The 21,179-nt window shown below is 73.0% G+C and carries 2 protein-coding genes; both read right to left on the bottom strand.

What is annotated here, in order from left to right; translation table 11 throughout:
• Positions 1-11: 11 nt before the first annotated feature.
• Positions 12-4,763 carry a type I polyketide synthase gene (locus tag ACIBCK_RS23415; RefSeq protein ID WP_399393103.1) on the bottom strand — a complete coding sequence of 1,584 codons (4,752 nt, stop codon included), beginning with the start codon at positions 4,761-4,763 and terminating at the stop codon, positions 12-14.
• Entirely contained in the window at positions 4,760-21,025 is a 16,266-nt protein-coding gene (locus ACIBCK_RS23410; RefSeq protein ID WP_399393101.1) for a type I polyketide synthase, read from the bottom strand. Before ACIBCK_RS23410 ends, ACIBCK_RS23415 begins: the two co-directional genes overlap by 4 nt.
• Positions 21,026-21,179 lie beyond the last annotated feature (154 nt).

Below are 21,179 nucleotides of genomic sequence, written 5' to 3'. Positions count from 1 at the left end.
CGCCGCCATGGTCAGTGCTCCCCGTCGTTGGCTTCGACGAGCTTCAGCAGTGCCTCGCCGTCCAGTTCGTCCACCGCGTGCGTGGTTGGTGCCTCCACGTCGCCGGTCCTCTCCCCCGCCAGTCTCAGCAGGGCGTCGAGTAGTCCGGCCTCCCGGAGCCGGGCCGTCGGTACGGCGGCCAGGGCGGCGCGAACGCGCTGTTCCTCGTTGGCCTCGCCCTCGTCGACGTCCGGGGCGATGCCGCACTCCTCCAGAAGGTGCTCGGCGAGTTCGGCGGGCGTCGGGTAGTCGAAGACCACCGTGGCGGTAAGCGACAGGCCGCTGATCGCGGTGAGCCGGTTACGCATCTCCACGGCGGTGAGCGAGTCGAAGCCGAGCTCCCGGAAAGCCCGGTCGGGCTTGACGTCACCGCCGTGCGCGTGCCCGAGCACCAGAGCGGTCTGCGCTCGCACCAGTTCCAGGACCGTGTCGGACCTCTCGTACCGCGGCAGGGCGAGAAGGTCGGCGCGCAGGTCACCGGGCGCTCCGGCCGCCTCCGCCCTGGTGGAGGCCGCGCCGCCCTCCAGCTCGGCCAGCAGGGAGCTGGGCCGGGAGGAGGTGAACGTCCCCGCGAACACCGGCCAGTCGACGTGGGCCACAGTGACCGTGGGAGCCGTATCCGCGACAGCGTCGGCCATGGCGGCGAGCGCCAGGTCCGGATCCATCACCAGGACTCCCCGACGGGCGAGTTCGGTGTCCGCACCCTCGGCCATGCCCTCTCCGCCCCAGGCGCCGAAGGCGACGCAGGTTGCGGGCGCCCCACGGGCCGCCCGCCGCAGGGCCAGGGCCTCCAGCCGGGCGTTGGCGGCGGCGTACGCGGCCTGTCCGGCGCCGCCCCAGACGGCGGCGACCGAACCGAACAGCACGAAGGCATCAAGGTCGCCGCAGAGTTCGTCCAGGTTCTCGGCGCCGGCTGCCTTTCCCGCCTGAGCCGCCGCCAGGTCCTCCTCGGTGAGTTCGGACAGCCTTCCCAAGCCCCCGACGCCCGCGGCGTGCACCACGGCGTTCGGCGAGTACTCGGCCAGCAACGCGGCGACGGCGTCCCGGTCGGCGAAGTCACAGGAGACCACCGTGGTCTCCGCCCCCATCTCCTTCAGCTCCGTGACCAGTTCGCCGGCACCCGGTGCGGCGGCACCGCGCCGACCGGCAAGCACCAGTCGTGTGGCGCCGCCGAGGGCCGCCCACCGGGCGACACGGGAGCCCAGCGCACCCGTTCCGCCGGTGATCAGCAACGTGCCCTGGGGGCACCAAGGCGCGGTGGTGACCGGAGGCGCGGTGACCAGCCGTCGTGCGAGCGGTACGTCCCGGAGAGCGACCTGGTCCTCGGCGGTGACCCCGGAGAGGACCGCGACCAGTGAGGCGTCGCCGGCCCCGGTCTCGGGCAGGTCGATCAACCCTCCCCACAGCGAGGGATGTTCCAGCGCGGCCACCCGGCCCAGCGCCCACAGGGCGTGGCCGCCCGCCGCAGGGGGTTCCTCGCCCGGTAGCGCCACGGCTCCTCGGGTGGCGCACCACAGGCGCGTGTCAGTGTCGGCCAGGGTCTGGACGAGGGCGAGCCCGGTGGTTACGGCGGTGTCCTCGGCCAGGCCGAGGAGTGACAGCACCCCCACCCAGGGGCGGTCGGAGGAGGAGCGCTCCACCAGTCGCCGGAGTTCGGCCGCCGCATCAGCTTGGTCAACCATCTGGAGGAGCGGGGTTCCGCCGCTGCGGCGGATCGCCTCGGCACAGTCGGCGGCGATCTCTTCGTGTTCGGGGTGTGCCAGCACCAACCAACCGCCCACAAGAACCGGGTCCACAGGAAGGGAGACGGGCTGCCACTCCTCCCGGTATCGCAGGCTTCGAGAGGAATAGAGGTCGTGCCAACCCGCGAGCGCCGACAACATGTCGTCGAGCCGCTCCCGGTCCTCGCCGTGGTCCACACTGAGCAGTCCGGCCACGGCGTCAGCGTCGCCACCGCGCACCGCGGCCCAGAAGGCGTCGTCGGCGGCGCCCTGCCCGCCGGCTCCGCCTGTGCCGGACGCGGGCAGCGGCCAGTACCTCTGGTGTTGGAAGGCGTAGGTGGGCAGGTCCACGACGTGACCGCCGAGACACCCGAAGACCTCGCCCCAGTCGAACCGCACTCCAGCGACATGCGCTCCCGCGATCGCGGCAAACAGAGCCCCCACACCGTCACGGCCCGAACGCTGCAAAGGCAGCACCGTCACCTCGGAACGCTCAGCCAGACAAAGCCCCGCCTGCGCCGACAACACCCCAGCCGGACCCAGCTCCAGGAACCGAGTGACCCCAGTGTCATGAGCCACACGCACCGCATCCGCAAAACGCACCGGCTCACGGATCTGACCCACCCAGTACTCCGGGGTGTCGATCGCACCCGGGGCCGTGGTCAGGACCGGGATCTGTGGAGCGTGGTACGTCAACGACCCCGCGACCGCCGCGAAATCGGCCAGCATCGGCTCCATCAAGCGGGAATGGAAAGCGTGCGAGACGGCCAACCGCTTCACCCGCACACCCTCAACGCGCAACCGCTCCTCCAGTGCGGCGATCGCCTCCGCCTCACCGGAAACCGTCACCGACGTAGGGCCGTTCACCGCCGCAAGGTCCACCCCGTCAGGCAGCGTCAGATCCTCCTCCGCCACCCCCACGGCCAGCATCGCGCCGCCCTCGGGCAACGCATCCATCAACCGCCCACGCGCCGACACCAGTACGCAGGCATCCTCCAGCGACAACACCCCCGCACAATGCGCCGCGGCTATCTCCCCCACCGAATGCCCCACCAGCACATCCGGGCTCACACCCCACGACTCCACCAGCCGGAACAGCGCCACCTCCAACGCGAACAACCCCGCCTGGGCGTAGACAGTCCGCTCCAACAACCCCGCGTCCTCGCCGAACACCACCTCACGCAACGGCCGCCCCACATCCACCCGCGCACACACCGCATCAAAAGCATCCGCGAACACCGCAAACGCCCCGTACAACTCCCGACCCATCCCCAACCGCTGCGACCCCTGACCCGAGAACAACAGCGCCAACTTGCCCGAGCCAACCTCCCCGCTCACCACACCCGCGCCCGGCGCACCCCCGGCCAACGCCCCCAACCCAGCCAGCAGTTCCTCACGCCCATCACCCACCACCACCGCACGTTGCTCCAACGCAGCCCGCGTCGTCGCCAGCGACAACCCCACATCCACCACAGCCAACTCAGGCCGCGCCACAAGAAACCCACGCAACCGCTCAGCCTGAGCACGCAAAGAACGCTCATCCCGACCAGACAGCACCCACAGACCAGCAGACGACCCAGGACCAGACCCCCCACCAACCACCCCGGCCCCCGGCACCTCAGCCGGAACCCCCTCCACGATCACATGCGCATTCGTACCGCTCACACCGAACGAAGACACCCCAGCCCGACGAGGTCGGCCGGTCTCCGGCCAGGGACGTGCCTTGGTCAGCAGCTCCACCGCACCCGCCGACCAGTCCACCTGCGGCGTGGGCTCGTCGACATGCAACGTTCCCGGGAGTACGCCCCGGCGGATCGCCTCCACCATCTTGATCACTCCGGCCACGCCGGAAGCGGCTTGCGTGTGGCCGATGTTGGACTTCAGCGAGCCCAGGTACAGGGGTTCCGCACGCTCCTGACCGTAGGTGGCCAGCAACGCCTGCGCCTCGATCGGATCACCCAGGGTCGTACCGGTGCCATGGGCCTCGACCGCGTCCACCTCAGCCGGTACGAGTGCTGCGCTCGCCAAGGCCTGGCGGATGACACGCTGCTGGGCGGGTCCGTTGGGGGCGGTGAGGCCGCTCGATGCGCCGTCGGAGTTGACCGCGCTGCCACGCACCACCGCAAGCACCCGGTGCCCGTTGCGACGGGCATCCGACAGCCGCTCCACCAGGAGCACGCCCACGCCCTCACCCCAGCCGGTGCCGTCGGCGGCGGCGGCGAACGCCTTGCAGCGGCCGTCGGCGGCACTGCCCTCTTCCAAGCCGAATCCCGCGAACATCATCGGCCCGGACATGACCGTGACCCCACCGACCAGGGCGAGTTCGCACTCGCCGCCGCGCAGCGACTGCGCGGCGAGGTGCAGCGCCACCAGGGACGAGGAGCAGGCCGTGTCCACGGTAACCGCCGGCCCCTGCAGTCCGAAGGCGTAGGCGATACGGCCGGAGAGAACGCTGCCGGCGTTGGCGGTGCCCAGGTAGCCGTCGAGCGCTTCGGGATCGACCACCGACGGATAGTCGTGGTACATCACGCCGGCGAAGACTCCGGTGCGTCCACCGCGCAGGGTGCGTACGTCGATGCCTGCCCGCTCGAACGCCTCCCAGGACGTTTCGAGGAGCTGCCGCTGCTGCGGATCGGTGGCGGCGGCTTCCCTCGGGCTGATGCCGAACAACCCGGCGTCGAAGTCGCCGACGTCGTGGACGAATCCGCCGCGTGGCGCGGCTGCCGTCTGTGCCGGGTCCCAGCCCCGGTTCGTGGGCAGCGGGCCGAGCGCGTCGGTGCCGGACTCGACCAGTTCCCACAGGTCCTCCGGAGAGCGGACGCCGCCGGGGTACCGGCAAGCCATGCCGATCACCGCGATCGGTTCGCGCGGCAGGTCCTCCAGTTCGCGTACGCGGCGGTTGGCGTCGCGCAGTTGCGTCGTGGCTCGCTTCAGGTAAGCGAGCAGTTTCTCCTGCTGGTCCGGGTCCGTGTCGCTCATGATCTGCTGTTCGCGTCCTCTCACGACGTCTCGAACTCGGTGTCGAGCAGGTCGAAGACCTCCTCGATCGAGGCGGAGTCCAGGTTCTCTTCCCGCCTGGTCTGCTCGCCGTTGCATCGGTCGGCCAGGGCCCGCAGCCGGGCCGCCACCCGGGCCCGGCCCTCCTCGTCTCCGTCCACCCGCGCCAAGCCGGCTTCCAGGCGGGCCAGTTCGGCAAGGAGCTTGTCGGCCTCCCGTACCGGTTCGGGAGCCAGTTCGCCGCGGAGATAGTGGGCGAGTTCGGTGCCGTTCGGGTGGTCGAACACCAGCGTGGCGGGCAGCCGCAGCCCGGTGGACGCGGCCAGCCTGTTACGCAGTTCGACGCCGGTCAGGGAGTCCAGACCGAGTTCCAAGAAGCCCCGGTCGACGTCGACTTCCCCGGCGGTGGCGAAGCCGAGGGTGGCGGCCACCTGGCCGCGGACCAGGTCGAGCACGACGCGCCGCTGGTCGGCCTCGGGCACTCCGGAGAGCGCGGCCCGCAAGGCCGCGGGGTCTCCCGCGCCGGCCTCCGTCCGCTGCTTCTGGCGGGGAACCAGTGTCCTGAACAGCGGGGGCACCAGGTCGCGGCCCCGCAGGGCCGCCGGCCGAAACGCCATCGGCACCACCAGCGGCCGGTCGGCGGCACAGGCTGCCGAGAAGGCGGCCATGCCGTCCTCCGTGGTGAGCGTGCTCATGCCGGAGCGCGTCACCCGGCGCACGTCGGCCTCGGTGAGGGTCCCGGTCAGCCCGGTGCGTTCGGCCCACGGCCCCCAGGCCAGCGACACCGCGGGCAGCCCCAGCCGGCGGCGGTGCGCGGCGAAGGCGTCCAGGAACACATTGGCCGCGGCGTAGTTGGCCTGCCCCGCTCCGCCGAGCACGCCGGCCGCGGAGGAGAACAGCGCGAACGCCGTGAGTTCCGCGTCCTGAGTCAGCTCATGGAGGTTGACCGCCCCTCGTACCTTGGGCCCGAGCACCCGCGCGACGCTCTGATCCGTCATGTGTGCGAGTACGCCGTCGTCCAGGACGGCGGCGGTGTGCACCACCGCGGTCAGCGGGTGCCGCGCGGGGATCCGGGCCAGGGCGTCGGCCAGTGCCTCGCGGTCGGCGACGTCGCAGGCGGCCACGGTTGCCCGGGCTCCCAGCTCCGCCAGTTCGGCGACCAGCTCGTCGGCGCCGGGAGCGGCCGGGCCGCTGCGGCTGATCAGCAGCAGGTGCCGCACCCCGTGGTGTCGCACCAGGTGCTGGGCGAGGGCGCTGCCGAGGGTGCCGGTGGCGCCGGTGACGAGTACTGTGCCGTCGGCCGTCTCCAGGCCGGTACGCGGCCCCGGTTCCGGCCCGTCGGTCCGTCCTTCGGGTACGGGCATCCGGACCAGCCGGGGCGCGAGGACCAGTCCGCCGCGTACGGCGACCTCGGTCTCCCCCGCATCCAGTGCGGCGACGACGGCCCTGTGCAGCAGCGCGGGGTCCGGCTCGGTCGCCGGGTCGAGGTCGACCAACAGGAACTGGCCGGGGTGCTCGGCCTGCCCGGAGCGCACCAGGCCGCGTACGGGCGCGTTGACCAGGTCCGTCAGGTCGTCGTCACCTGTGGCGACCGCGCCCCGGGTGACCAGTACCAGGGGCTGTCCGGTCTGCTGTTCGTCGGCGACCCGGTCACGGATCAGGCCGAGAACCCGGGTGACAGCCTCCTCCACGGCGTCGGCCGTGTCGGGTCCGGTGGCGGGGTCGACGAACGGCGCGACCATGATGTCGGCCTCGTCGGGCTTCGTGTCCCCGAACGCCCCGTCCAGCCAGGTGACGTCCCCGAGCAGCGCGAGCCGGCCGGGAGCGACGGCGGGGAGCGACACCTCGGTCCCCCAGTCCACGTGCAGGAGCGTGTCGGCCAGACCATGGCGGACGGCCGCCAGTTCGGCACCCGCCGGCCGCGCCACCAGGGCTCCCACCCCGCCGACCGGAGTTCCGGTGTCGTCGAAGAGTTCGACGCCGATGCCGTCGTCGGACTCGGTGAGCCGCACGCGGAGTGTCACGGCGCGGGTGGCGGGCAGCGTCACCTCCCGCCACATGAAGGGGAGGTCAGCGGTACGGCCGGCCTCGGCACCGTCGCGCAGGCGGCGCAGCAGGCCGATGCCGTGCAGAGCCGCGTCGAACAGCGCCGGGTGGAGAAGGAAGCCCTTGTCGGACACCTCGTCGGACAGACGCACCTCGGCGAAGAGCTCGTCGTCACGGTGCCAGGCTCCGGTGAGCGCCCGGAAGGCGGGGCCGTAGCTGTAGCCGGCGTCGGCGATGCCCTCGTAGAAGCCGGTGAGTTCAACTGGTTCGGCGCCCGGCGGAGGCCAGGTGGTGAGCGAGTGGGCAGCGGACGCGACGGCGGTGGGCGCCAGGGTGCCGGTGGCGTGCCGGACCCACGGGGCGTCCTGGAGGTCGGCGTCGCGTGCGTGGACGGACACCTCCCGGCGGCCTGCCTCGCCGGGAGGGCCGACCGTGAGCTGCACCTCCACGGCATGGTTCTCGCCGAGCACCAGGGGTGCGCCCAGGGCGAGTTCCTCCAGCACCGGGGCCTGCACCTGGGCGCCGGCGTGCAGGGCCATCTCCACAAAGGCGGTGCCCGGCAGCAGGACGGCGCCGAGAACGGCGTGGTCGGCCAGCCAGGGGTGGGTGCGCGAGGACAGCCGCCCGGTGAACACGGTGCTCGCGCCGTCGGCGAGCGTCAGCGTGGCGGTCAACAGCGGGTGCCCGGTGCTGCTCAGGCCTGCCGCGCCGAGGTCGCCGACGCCCGGCGACACGGTGTCGAGCCAGTACCGCTCTCGCTGGAAGGGGTACACCGGCAGCGGAACGGTCCGCACCGGCAGCCCGGCGAGGGGCGTGGTGAGATCGGCCGCGCCCCCGTGGGTGTGGAGTTCGGCGACGGAGAGGAGGAAGCGTTCCATGCCGCCCTCGTCGCGGCGGAGCGTACCGAGTACGGTGACCTCGCCCGGGGCGAGGTCGGGGATGTCGTCGAGGATCTCGCCGAGCGCGGGCGCGAGGACCGCGTGCGGACCGATCTCCACCAGGAACCGAGCGCCCTGCTCCACCAGCCCTCGCACGCCCCGGTCCAGGTCGACGGGGGTGGCGAGGTTCTGCTGCCAGTAGGCGGCGTCGAGCAGTTCGCCGTCCGTCCGCTCTCCGGTGACCGTGGAGTGGAAGGGGAGGCCGCCCGTCCTGGGGCTGAGGTCGGTGAGCAGTTCCGCCAACTCCTGTGCCGCCGGCTCCACCTGGGCACAGTGGGAGGAGAAGTCCACTCGGATACGGTTCGCGCGGACGCCGTCCTCCTTGCAGGCGGCGAGGAAGTCGCCCAGCGCCTCGCGTTCCCCGGCGACGACGGTCCACGCGGGGCTGTTGATCCCGGCCAGAGAGAGCCGCGTGCCCCACGGCTCCAGCAGCTCGCGGGTCCTCTCGGCCGGCAGGGCCACGGACGCCATGCCGCCGATGCCGGCCAGCGGGAGAAGTACCTTGCCGCGCAGGGCGACGACCCGGGCCGCCTCGGCGCGCGAGAGCGCACCGGAGACGTAGGCGGCGGCGATCTCGCCCTGCGAGTGGCCGAGAACCATGTCGGGTTCGACGCCGTGGGCCCGCCAAAGTGCGACGAGCGCCGCGGTCACACCGAACAGCACGACCGGTGTCACATCGACCCGGTCCAGCGGCGGGGCGCCGTCGGCGCCGCGCAGCACGTCGATCAGCGACCAGTCCACGTGGTGGGCGAACTCCTCGCCGCACGCGTAGAGCTCGGCGGCGAAGACTTCGGACGTCTCCATCAGTTCGACGGCCATGCCCTCCCACTGGCCGCCCTGCCCGGGGAAGACGAAGGCGACCTTTCCAGGCCGCACGGCGCCCTGGACCAGGTGCGGTGCGGCCTCGCCGCGGGCGAGAGCGGCGAGTGCGGCCCGGCGGTCGGCGTCGTCGGCGGCGACCACGGCGGCACGGTGTCCGAGCAGGGCACGGGTGGCGGTCAGCGAGTGGGCGAGGTCGGCGGGGTGGGCGGCGGGTGCGGCGTCCAGGTGCTCGAGGAGCCGCTGGGCCTGGCCCCGCAGCGCTTCCACGCTGCGGGCGGAAAGCATCCAGGGTGCCACCACGCCGTCGAGCTCGGGAGCCCGGTCGGGCTCAGGGGTCCGGCCGGCCTCGGGGGCACGCTCCGGGTCCTGGACGGGCGCGGGCTGTTCGACGTACTGCTCCAGCACCAGGTGGGCGTTGGTGCCGCTGCCGCCGAAGGAGGACACGCCGGCCCGCCGGGGGCGCCCGTCGGTGTCGGGCCAGGGGGTGGTCTCCGTCAGCAGCTCGACCGCGCCCGTCGACCAATCGACGTGCGGGGTCGGCGCGTCGATGTGCAGGGTCCCGGGCAGGACCCCCTCGCGCAGCGCCATGACCGTCTTGATGACGCCTCCGACACCGGCCGCCGACTGGGTGTGACCGATGTTGGACTTCACCGAGCCGAGCCACAGCGGCCGGTCCTCGGCGCGGTTCTGGCCGTACGTCGCCAGGATCGACTGGGCCTCGATGGGGTCGCCGAGGGTGGTGCCAGTGCCGTGCGCCTCGACGGTGTCGATGTCGGCGGCGTCCAGACGGGAGTTGGCCAGCGCCTGGCGGATGACCTTCTGCTGGGCGCGGCCGCTGGGGGCGGTCAGGCCGTTGGAGGCGCCGTCCTGGTTGACGGCGGTGCCGCGGATCAGCGCGAGGACCGGGTGTCCCTCGCGCAGCGCGTCCAAGAGGCGCTCCACCAGGATCACACCGACCCCCTCGCCCCAGCCGGTGCCGTCGGCCGCCGCGGCGAACGGCTTGCACCGGCCGTCGGCGGCGAGGCCGCGCTGGCGGCTGAACTCCGTGAAGGAGGCAGGGGTGGCCAGGACGGCGGCGCCGCCCGCGACCGCCATGTCGCATTCGTTGTTCCGCAGCGCCTGGCAGGCCAGGTGGATGGCCACGGCGGAGGACGAGCAGGCCGTGTCGACGGTGGCGGCGGGCCCTTCGAGGCCGAAGGTGTAGGAGATGCGGCCGGACGCGGCGGCGGTGCCGGTGCCGGCGAGGAAGAAGCCCTCGGCCTCGTTGCCCGGCTGCTGGGCCCCTACGCCGTAACCGACGAACGAGGTGCCGACGAAGACGCCCGTCGGGCTGCCCCGCAGGGACGACGGGTCGATCGTGGCCCGTTCCATCGCCTCCCAGGTCGCCTCGAGGAGCAGCCTCTGCTGCGGGTCGGTGGCCACCGCCTCGCGGGGGCTGATGCCGAAGAGGGCCGCGTCGAAGTGGGAGGCGTCCGCGAGGAATCCGCCCTCCTTGACGTAGGAGGTGCCGGGGTGGTCGGGGTCCGGGGAGTAGAGGTTGTCCACGTCCCAGCCGCGGTCCTGCGGGAAGGGCCCCATGGCGTCGGTGCCGTCCAGCACGAGCCGCCACAGGTCCTCGGGCGAGTCCACGCCGCCGGCGTACCGGCAGCTCATGCCGATCACGGCCAGCGGCTCGTCCTCGGCGGCGCCGACGGCTCGGGCCGCGGTGCCATCGGCCGCGCCCTGCTCGCCGAGCACCTCGACGAGCAGGTGGTCCGCCAGATCGGCGGGGGTGGGGTGGTCGAACACCAGGGTCGGCGGCAGCTTGCGGCCCGTGGCGGCCTGCAAGCGGTTCCGTACGTCCACGGCCATCAGTGAGTCGAAGCCAAGCTCCCGGAAGGCGCGGCCGGACTCGATCGCGGCGGAGTCGGCGTAGCCGAGCGCGGCGGCGGCGTGCTCCCGTACGAGATCGAGCAGGTACGTGACCCGCTGCGGTCCGGTCAACTCGACCAGCTCGTCGTACAGTTCGTCGGCCTCGCCGGGGCGGTTGGCCGGGGTGTCGGGCGTCGCGAGCGCGGCCTGGGCCTCGGGGATGTCCATGATCAGCGGACGGGCGCGGGCCGCCGTGTAGCCGGGTGCGAAGCGTGCCCAGTCGATGTCGGCGACGGTCAGGCAGGTCTCGTCGGCGTCCAGCGCCTGGTCGAGCGCTTCGAGGGCGAGGCGGGGATCCATCGCGTGCAGCCCGCGCCGGCCGAGTTCCGCGGCGGCCTGCCCGTCGTCGGCCATGCCGCCCTCGGCCCAGCCGCCCCAGGCAACGGCGGTGCCTGCCAGACCGCGGGCCCGGCGGTCCTGGGCCAACGCGTCGAGTACGGCGTTGCCCGCCGCGTAGGCGGCCTGGCCCGCGCCGCCCCAGACGCCCGCGCCGGAGGAGAAGAGCACGAACGTGCCGACGTCACCGGCCAGTTCGTCCAGGTGCCTGGCACCCTCGGTCTTGGCGGCGGTCACCGCGGCGAGTTCGGTCTCCTCGCAGTCGGCGAGCGCGGTCGCCTGCGCCACACCGGCGGCGTGGATCACCGCGTCGACGGGGTGCTCGGCGAGCAGCGCGGCGATCTGGTTCCGATCGGTGACGTCGCATGCGGCGACGATCGTCTCGACGCCTCGTGCGGTGAGTTCGGCGGCCAGCTCACGGGCGCCTGGGGCCTCCGGGCCACGGCGACCGGTGAGGACGAGCTTGCGTGTGCCCCGGGCGGCCATGTGGTGTGCGAGGTGCCGTCCGATGCCGCCGGTACCGCCGGTGATCAGCACGGTGGAACCAGGCTGCCAGGACCGGACCGGCGTGCTCTCCGGGGCCCGGACCATGCGGCGTACGAAGACTCCGGCGGGACGGAGCGCCAACTGGTCCTCCGTACCGGAGTCCCGGGAGTCCCCGGGCTGCTGAGCGAGCAGCCGCAGCAACTTGTTCAGAACCCGGTCGTCCGGCTCCTCCGGCAGGTCGATGAGGCCACCCCAGCAGTCGGCCCGCTCCAGACCGGACACCAGGCCAAGACCCCAGGTGGCGGCCTGCGCGATGTCCCGTACCGGGTCCATGCGGCCGACGGATACGGCACCGCTGGTGACCAGATAGAGCGGGACCGGGGCCGGGCGGGCGGTCACGGTGCGCAGCAGGGCGAGGTTCCACGCGGCTCCGACGCTGACGCCCTTGTGGACGGGGTGCGGGCGGGAGTTGAGCGCCAGCAGCGAGATCACCCCGGACAGCGACTGTTCCCCGGACGGTTCCTCGGGCGGTTCGGCGGTCACGTGGGCCTTGCCGCCGGCCTGGTTCACCAGCGCGGCGAGCCGACCGGCCAGTTCCTCCTGCTCCTCCCCGGCGACGATCGCCCAGGTGCCGGTCAGCGCGGGTCGGCCGGGCCCGGTGAGGGGCGCGTGCTTCCACTCCACCCGGTAGCGCCAGCCGTCCACCGTGGACCGGTCGTGGGAGCGCCGCCGCCACTGCGCGAGCGCGGGCAGTGCGGGGGCGAGGGCGTCGGTGCCCAGGGACTCGGCGAGCGCTTCGGCGTCGCCGCCCTCCACCGCCGCCCAGAATCGGCTTTCCTCGGCCGTACCGCCCTGGGCGGGGCCTGCCGTCTCCTCCGGGAGGGGCTCCCACCAGTAGCGGTCCCGCTGGAAGGGATAGGTGGGCAGGTCGACGGCGCTGCCGCGGGAGGCCCAGGAGGGACTGACACCCCGGGCGAACGCTTCGGCGAGCGAGACGGAGAAACGTTCGAGCCCGCCCTCCTCACGGCGCAGCGAGGCCAGCAACACAGGGTCGGGCGCGCCGGCGTCCTCCGCGGTCTCCTGTACGGCCCCGGCGAGTGCCGGGTGGGGGCTGCACTCGATGAAGGCGCCGAACCCGTCGGCGAGCAGTGCGCGAGTGGCCGGGGCGAACTGCACGGTCTGCCGCATGTTGCGGTACCAGTACTCCGCGTCCAGCTCGGTGGTGTCGAGCAGGCCGCCGGTGACGGTGGAGTAGAAGGGGATGCGGGAGGCACGTGGCCGTACGGGCGCCAGCACCGCGAGCGCCTCCTCGCGCAGCGGCTCGACGACGGCCGAGTGCGCCGCGCCCTTGATCCGGAGCTTGCGGCAACGTATGCCCTCGGCCTCCAGCTCGGCGAGGAACTCGTCCAGCGGTGCCTCGTCGCCCGCGACGGAGACGGATGAAACCCCGTTGACGGCGGCGATGTTGAGCGCGTTGCGCCAGCGTTCGAGCCGCGCCAGCGTCTCCTGCGCGGGCAGCGAGACCGAGGCCACCGCCCCCTGGGCGACCACCCGGGACAGCAGGCGGCTGCGGTGGGTGACGACCCGCGCGGCGTCCTCCAGGGACAGCGCGCCGGCGAAGTGGGCGGCGGTGATCTCACCCTGCGAGTGGCCGATCACCGCCTCCGGCTCGACGCCGTGCTCGCGCCAGAGTCCGGCGAGCGCCACCATCGTCGCGAACAGCACGGGCTGGATGACATCGGCCCGTTCCATGTTCCCGGCCCCGGGCAGGCCGCGCAGCGTGTCCTCGACCGACCAGTCGAGATGTTCCTCCAGTGCCTGCGCACAGGTCCGCAGCGTGTTCCGGAAGGTCGCGGACTCCTCCAGCAGCCGGTCGGCCATGCCGGGCCACTGCGAGCCCTGACCGGGAAGCACGAACGCCACCCGGCCGGGCCGCCCCGCTGTCCCCGTCACCAGTCCCGGCGTGAGGGTGCCCTCGGCGAACGCGGTCAGCTGCGCGTGGTGGTCGGGGCCGAGGAGGACGGCGCGGTGCTCGAAACAGGAGCGGGTGGCGGCCAGGGAGTGGGCCACGTCGTCGCCGCCGAGTGCGGGGTCGGCGTCGAGGTGGGCGGCGAGCCTCCCGGCCTGGGCGCGCAGGGCGGCGGGGGTACGGGCGGAGAGCAGCCAGGGGAGCTCGACCTCCGGGCCCGCGTCGGTCCCGGCCCCGGAGTCTGCCCCCGACGCGTCCGGTCCCGGCTCCGGGAGTGCCTGTTCGAGGACGGTGTGGGCGTTGGTCCCGCTCATGCCGAACGACGAGACGGCGGCCCGGCGCGGACGTCCCGCGTCCGCCCACTCCACCTGCCTGGTCAGCAGCCGGACCCCGCTGCCGTCCCAGTCCACGTGCCGGGTGGGCTCGGTGATGTGCAGGGAGCGCGGCAGCACGCCGTGGCGCAGGGCCATCACCATCTTGATGATCCCGGCGACGCCGGCGGCCGACTGGGTGTGCCCGATGTTGGACTTCAGCGACCCCAGCCACAGCGGCTGTTCGTCGTCGCGCCCGCGCCCGTACGTGGCCATCAGGGCCTGGACCTCGATGGGGTCGCCGAGTTCCGTGCCGGTGCCGTGCGCCTCGACCGCGTCCACGTCGGCGGTCTCCAGTCCCGCGTCGGCGAGCGCCGCCCGGATGACCCGCTGCTGGGCGGGGCCGTGGGGGGCGGTGAGGCCGTTGGACGCGCCGTCCTGGTTGACCGCGCTGCCGCGCACCACGGCCAGGACCGGGTGCCCGTTGCGGCGCGCGTCGGAGAGCCGCTCGACCAGGAGCATCCCGACGCCCTCGCCCCAGCCGGTGCCTTCGGCGTCGGAGGAGAAGGCCCGGCAACGGCCGCCGGGCGCGAGCGCGCCGCCCTGCGCGGCGTCGGTGAACATGCCCGGTATCGACATGATGGTGGCACCGCCGGCCAGCGCCATCGCGCACTCTCCGCGCCGTAGTGCCCCGATGGCCAGGTGCAGCGCCACCAGCGACGACGAACACGCGGTGTCCACGGTCACCGCCGGCCCTTCGAGCCCGAACGTGTAGGCCAGCCGGCCGGAGATGACGCTCGTCGCGGTGCCGGTGAGGACGTGCGGGCGGGAGCCGTCGGGCACGTCGAACCGGCCGAGGCCGTATCCGGAGGTAGCGGTGCCGACGTACACCCCGGTGGGACTGGCGCGCAGCTCCGCCGGATCGACGCCGGCCCGCTCGAAGGCCTCCCAGGAGGTCTCGAGGAGCAGCCGCTGCTGCGGGTCCATCGCCAGCGCCTCACGGGGCGAGATGCCGAAGAACGCCGGGTCGAATCCGCCGGCATCGGAGAGGAAGCCGCCCTCGAAGGTACGCCGGTCGTCGGACTCCTCGCTCTCGCCGTAGATGTGTGCGAGGTCCCAGGCCCGGTCGGTGGGGAAGTCGCCGACGGCGTCGGTCTCATCGGCGACGAGCCGCCACAACGCCTCGGGGGTGTCGGCCCCGCCCGGGAAGCGGCAGGCCATGCCGACGATCGCGATGGGGTCACCGACGGTCTCCGCACGGGTGGTTGCGGGCGTGGTGCGTGCGGGCGCGGCGAGGTCGCCGAGGACCTCCGTGACGAGATGGGTGGCGAGGGCCTCGGGAGTCGGGTGGTCGAAGACGAGGGTCGCGGGCAGCCTGCGGCCGGCCGTCCGGCCGATGCGGTTGCGCAGCTCCACCGAGGTCAGCGAGTCGAAGCCGAGGTCCTTGAACGGCCGCGACGGGTCCACGGCATCCGGCGAGGCGAAGCCGAGCACCGACGCGACCTGGCCGCGTACCAAGTCGAGCGCGGTGCGGACCCTGTCCTCCACGGGCAGCCGGCGCAGTCGCTCGGCGAGGCCGTCCGGGGCGATGGAACGGTCGGCGACCCGCCGTGCGGGACGGACCAGTCCATGTAGCAGCGGGGGCAGCGCCGGGGAAGCCGCGAGCCGGGCGGTGTCGAGGGCGGTGGGGAGCAGCGCCGGGTCGGGCAGCGCCAGGGCGGTCTCCAGCAGGCCGAGGCCGCGCTCGGGGCTCAGCGGCGGGAATCCGGAGCGGCCGATGCGGGCCGCCTCGGACTCGGTCAGCGCGTCGGCCATGCCGCCGACGCCGGCCCAGGGACCCCAGGCGAGGGACTGCGCGGGCAGTCCGCGGGCGTGCCGGTGACGGGCGAGGGCGTCCAGGTAGGCGTTGGCCGCCGCGTAGTTGCCCTGCCCGGGACTGCCGAAGGTCCCGGACATCGAGGAGTACATGACGAACGCGGCCAGGTCGGCGCCGGCCGTTGCCTCGTGCAGTGCGGCGGCCGCGGTCTTGGGCGCGAGGACAGCCGCGAGCCGGTCCTCCGTGAGCGACTCGACCAGGCCGTCGTCGAGGATGCCGGCCGCGTGCACCACGGCGGTGAGCGGATGCCGCTGCGGGACTTCGGCGAGCAGGGCTTCGAGGGCCCTGGGATCGGTGACGTCACAGGCTGCGACGGTGACCTCGGCCCCCAAGGCGGTCAGTTCGGCGCTCAGTTCGGCGGCGCCGTCGGCTTCAGCTCCCCGTCGTCCGACCAACAGCAGGTGGCGCACGCCGTGTTCGGCGACCAGGTGTCGGGCGGTGAGGGCGCCGAGCGCCCCCGTACCACCCGTCACCAGCACCGTCCCCTCCGCATTCCACGCACCCGGCACCGACAGCACGACCTTGCCGATGTGCCGGGCCTGGCTCACGAAACGAAACGCGTCCGGCGCCCGCCGCACGTCGAAGACCCGTACCGGCGGCAACACCAGCGTCCCCGCCGCGAACAGCCCCAGGACCTCGGCCAGGATCTCCCCGATCCGCTCCGGCCCCGCCTCCTCCAGATCAAACGCCCGATAACGACACCCGGCGAACGCGTCTGCCTCCCGTACGTCCGCCTTGCCCATCTCCACGAACCGTCCCCCCGGCACCAACAACCGTGCCGAGGCATCCACGAACTCACCGGCCAGCGCGTTGAGCACCACATCCACGCCGCGCCCACCGGTCCGCTCCCTGAACGTCCCCTCGAACCCCACATCCCGCGACGACGCGAGATGCTCCGCGTCCAGCTCCGTGGCTCCCCACTTCGCCGGCGACGCCGTCCCGTACACCTCCGCGCCCAGATGACGCGCCAGCTGCACCGCCGCCATCCCCACACCACCGGCCGCCGCGTGCACCAGCACCGACTCGCCGGCCGACAACCCCGCCAGATCCACCAACCCGTAGTACGCCGTCACGAAAGCGATCGGCACCGCCGCCGCCTGCGCGAAGTTCCACCCCTGCGGCACCTGGGCCACCAGCCGCTCATCGGTCACCGCAAGCGGACCCATCGCGCCGTCGAAGAACCCCATCACCCGGTCCCCCACCGCACAGCGGGAGACCCCAGGACCCACCTCCACCACCAAGCCGGCAGCCTCGCCCCCCACCAGTACTTCACCCGGGTACATCCCCAACACGTTCAACACGTCACGGAAGTTCACCCCCGCCGCACGCACCGCCACCCGCACCTGGCCCGGCTCCAACTCCCGCGCCGCGTCCGGCGCCGCGAGCAACGCCACGTTCTCCACCGCGCCGCGCTCCGACACCCCCACCCGCCACGCCTCACCAGGAGGCGGCACGAGGCCGCGGTCCGCGGCCGTCAGCCGTGCCGCGAGCACGGTGTCCCCGCGTACGGCGGTCTGTGGGTCACCGGACATGACGGCGAGGGCGAGCGCCTGGGTGTCGTCCCCAGCGGACGTGTCCAGATCGACCAGGATGATCCGGCCGGGGTGCTCCGACTGCGCCGAGCGCACCAGGCCCCAAACGGCAGCCCCCGCCACATCGGGCACGGTGTCGGCGGGGTCCGCCTGCACCGCGCCACGGGTGGCAACGACCAGGCTGCTGCCTGCGTACCGCTCGTCGCCGAGCCAGGACCGCAGCTGTCCGAGCACCTCGGTGGTACGCGCGAGCACAGCCTGCGCGTCGGTGGGGGTGTGCGCGTCCGGGCAGGCGGACAGCACCAGATGGGTGGGGATCCGGCCGCTGTCAGCGAGGTCGTCGAGCGTGCCCGCCCGGTCGACGAGCGGCTCGCCGCCCCCGAACTGCGCGAACTCGCCGGGTCCGGGCCCGGCCGCCGGGACCGGTGCCCACTCCAGCCGGTAGAGGTCATCGGGCCGTCGCGCCTCGTCGGTGAAGGCCGGTGTGGGCCGAGTGACGACACGCTCCACGGTGACGACCGGGCTGCCGGCCGGGTCGACCGCCCGCACACGGACACCGTCACCGTCGTCCGCGGGCGAGACCCGGGCGCGCAGGAGGGACGCTCCGGATGCCCAGAGCGTCACCCCGGACCAGGAGAAGGGCAGGCCCATCTCGGCGCCGCCGTCCCCCTTCACGGCGGCCGACTGGAGCGCGGCGTCGAGCAGGGCCGGGTGCAGCCCGAAGCCAGTGGCGGCGCTCTCGGGCAGGGCGAGTTCGGCGAATACGTCCTCGCCGCGCGTCCACGCGGCGGCTACGCCACGGAACAGCTCGCCGTACTCCAATCCGGCGGCCCCGAGCCGCTCGTAGAGCGCGGCCGGGTCGGTGGGTGTGGCGTCCTGGGGTGGCCATACGCCGACGAGTTCGGGATCCTCGGCGACGGTCTGGGTCCGGGGGGTGAGGACGCCGGTGGCATTCCGGGTCCAAGGACGGTCCGGCCAGCCGTCGAACGCGCCCCCGTCCTCGCGCCGGGAGTGCACGGTGAGGGTCCGTCTGCCTTCGTCATCGGCCGCGCCCACGGCCAGCTGAACCTGCACGGCGCCGTCCTCGGGCACGATCAGCGGCGCCTCCAGGACCAGCTCGTCCAGCCGCTCGGTCGCCGCTTGCTCACCGGCTCGCACCGCGAGATCCACGAACGCCGTGCCGGGCACCACGATCCGGCCGTGCACCCGGTGCTCCGCCAACCACGGCTGGGTAGCCGGCGAGATCCGGGCGGTGAAGAGGTATCCGTCGTCCTCCGCGAGCGCGACACCCGCGCCCAGCAGGGGGTGATCGGTGACGCCGAGACCGGCGGACGCGACATCGCCCACCCAGGAGACACGGGAGGGCCAGTAGTGGTCGGCGGCGAAGGCATACACAGGCAGCGCGATACGCCGGCCACCACCGCGCGCGAACACGGCGGACCGGTCGAGGTCCGCACCGCACGCGTAGACACCTGCGAGGGCACGCAGCAGCGTGGGGTGCTCGTCGTGGCCGGAACGCAGAGCGGGGACGGCGGTCGCGTCCTCGATGAGGTGCGGGACGAGGGCGGAGAGCACACCGTCCGGGCCGAGTTCGAGGAACACGCCGGCGCCGGCGTCACGGGCCTGGCGCACCGCGTCGGCGAAGCGGACGGGCTCGCGTATCTGACCCACCCAGTACTCCGGGGTGTCGATCGCACCCGGGGCCGTGGTCAGGACCGGGATCTGCGGGGCGTGGTACGTCAACGACTCCGCGACGGCCGCGAACTCGGCCAGCATCGGCTCCATCAGATGGGAATGGAAGGCATGCGAAACCGCCAACCGCTTGACCCGCACACCCTGCGCCCGAAGCCGCTCCTCCAACCCGGCGATCGCCTCCGCGTCACCGGAAACCGTCACCGAGGTAGGGCCGTTCACCGCGGCAAGGTCCACCCCATCAGGCAGCGTCGGATCCTCCTCCGCCACCTCCACCGCCAACATCGCCCCACCAGCGGGCAACGCATCCATCAACCGCCCACGCGCCGACACCAGGGCACACGCATCATCCAGCGACAACACCCCCGCCACATGCGCAGCGGCCAACTCACCAATCGAATGCCCCACCAGCACATCCGGGCTCACACCCCACGACTCCACCAACCGGAACAGCGCCACCTCCAACGCAAACAACCCCGCCTGGGTGTAGACGGTCCGCTCCAGCTGCCCGGCGTCGTCGCCGAACACGACCTCACGCAACGGCCGTTCCAACTCCACCCGCGCACACACCGCATCAAAAGCATCCGCGAACACCGCAAACGCTCCGTACAACTCCCGACCCATCCCCAACCGCTGCGCACCCTGACCCGAGAACAACAGCCCCAGGCCACCCTGCACGACCTGGCCACGCACCACCGACGGCACGTCCTCGCCCTCGGCCAGCGCCCGCAGCCCGGCCAGCAGTTCCTCCCGGCCGTCGCCGAGCACCACCGCCCGGTGCTCCAGCGCCGCACGCCCCGTCGCCAACGAGTGACTCACATCGGCCGGGTACGCCTGGGCAGCCACCGGCAGCAGCCGCCGGGCCTGGCGGCGCAGCGCATCGGCGGAGCGGCCGGACAGCGGCAACGCCAACCATCCGGCGTCGGCGCCCGCCCCGGCCTCAGTCGCCTCCTGATCGGCACCCGCGTCGGGCGCCTCCTCGATGATGATGTGGCCATTGGTACCGCTCACCCCGAACGACGACACACCCGCCCGGCGCGGCCGCTCGCCCCGGGACCAGGACCGTCCCTCGGTCAGCAGCTCCACCGCGCCTGCGGACCAATCCACCTGTGTGGACGGCTCGTCCACGTGGAGTGTCCGGGGCAGCTGCTCGTGACGCAGCGCCTGCACCATCTTGATGACGCCGGCGACACCCGCCGCCGCCTGCGCGTGCCCGATGTTGGACTTGACCGAGCCCAGCAGCAGCGGGCGCCCCTCGGGCCGGCCCTGGCCGTAGGCGGCGAGCAGTGCCTGCGCCTCGATCGGGTCACCCAGCCTCGTGCCCGTACCGTGCGCCTCGACCACGTCCACGTCGGACGCGGAGAGGCGGGCGTCGGCGAGCGCCTGGAGGATGACGCGTTGCTGGGAGGGGCCGTTGGGGGCGGTGAGCCCGTTGGACGCGCCGTCCTGGTTGACCGCGCTGCCGCGCACCACCGCCAGCACCTCGTGGCCGTTGCGCACGGCGTCGGACAGCCGCTCGACCAGCAGGACGCCGACGCCTTCGGACCAGCCCGTGCCGTCGGCGTCCACCGAGAAGGACTTGCAGCGGCCGTCGGCGGCCAGCCCGCGCTGCCTGGTGAACTCGGTGAAAACGCCGGGTGTGGCCATGACCGTGACGCCACCGGCCAGCGCGAGAGTGCTCTCACCGCTGCGCAGCGACCGGCAGGCCAGGTGCAGGGCGACCAGCGACGACGAGCACGCCGTGTCCAAGGTCACCGCGGGCCCTTCCAGGCCGAGGGTGTAGGCGACCCGGCCGGAGATCACTGCGGTCGCACCACCGGTCAACTGGTGCCCCACGGACCCCGGTTCGTTCGCCAGCAGCCGCAGATAGCCCTGGTCATTGCTGCCCGCGAACACCCCGGTGCGGGTGCCGCGGACCGACTGGGGGTCGATGCCGGCGTGCTCGAACGCCTCCCAGGCCGCCCGGAGCAGCAGCCGCTGCTGGGGGTCCATCGCCAGTGCCTCGCGGGGGGAGACGCCGAAGAAGTCGGCGTCGAACTCGGTCGCGTCGTGGACGAATCCGCCCTGGCGTGCGGAGCTGTGCCCCTCGCCGTCCGGGTCGCCGTCGAAAAGCCGGGCCAGGTCCCAGCCCCGGTCCTCGGGGAATCCGGAGATCGCGTCCTGTTCCCCGGCCACCAACCGCCACAGGTCCTCGGGCGTGTGGACGTCGCCCGGGTAGCGGCAGCTCATGCCGATGATCGCGATCGGCTCCTGGTCGGCGGCCTCCCGGTCGCGCAGCTTCTGCTTCGTCCTGCGCAGATCGATCGTGACCAGCTTGAGGTAGTCCCGGAGCGTCTCGTCTTCTGCCATCTGGCCAGTGCCTCCCAGGCTCCCGCTCGGCCACGGTCCACCCGGAGCCGCCATGCCGCGGGTGCCGTATCCAGGACATCCGCACATCCGCGTCCGCACGCTATGGACGCCTCGCGAAGGCGGACAACCCCCTATGGGGTGAGGGCGCCCCTTA

This window comes from Streptomyces sp. NPDC051218 (assembly GCF_044455475.1).
In the GTDB taxonomy this organism is placed as follows: Bacteria; Actinomycetota; Actinomycetes; order Streptomycetales; family Streptomycetaceae; genus Streptomyces.
The sequence above is the reverse complement of the archived record's forward strand: the minus strand, read 5'-3'. Positions and strand labels throughout refer to the sequence as shown.

What these genes read in the sequence shown, in the direction of transcription:
- ACIBCK_RS23410 (WP_399393101.1), bottom strand. Translation starts at nt 21,025, where the DNA reads ATGGCAGAAGACGAGACGCTCCGGGACTACCTCAAGCTGGTCACGATC.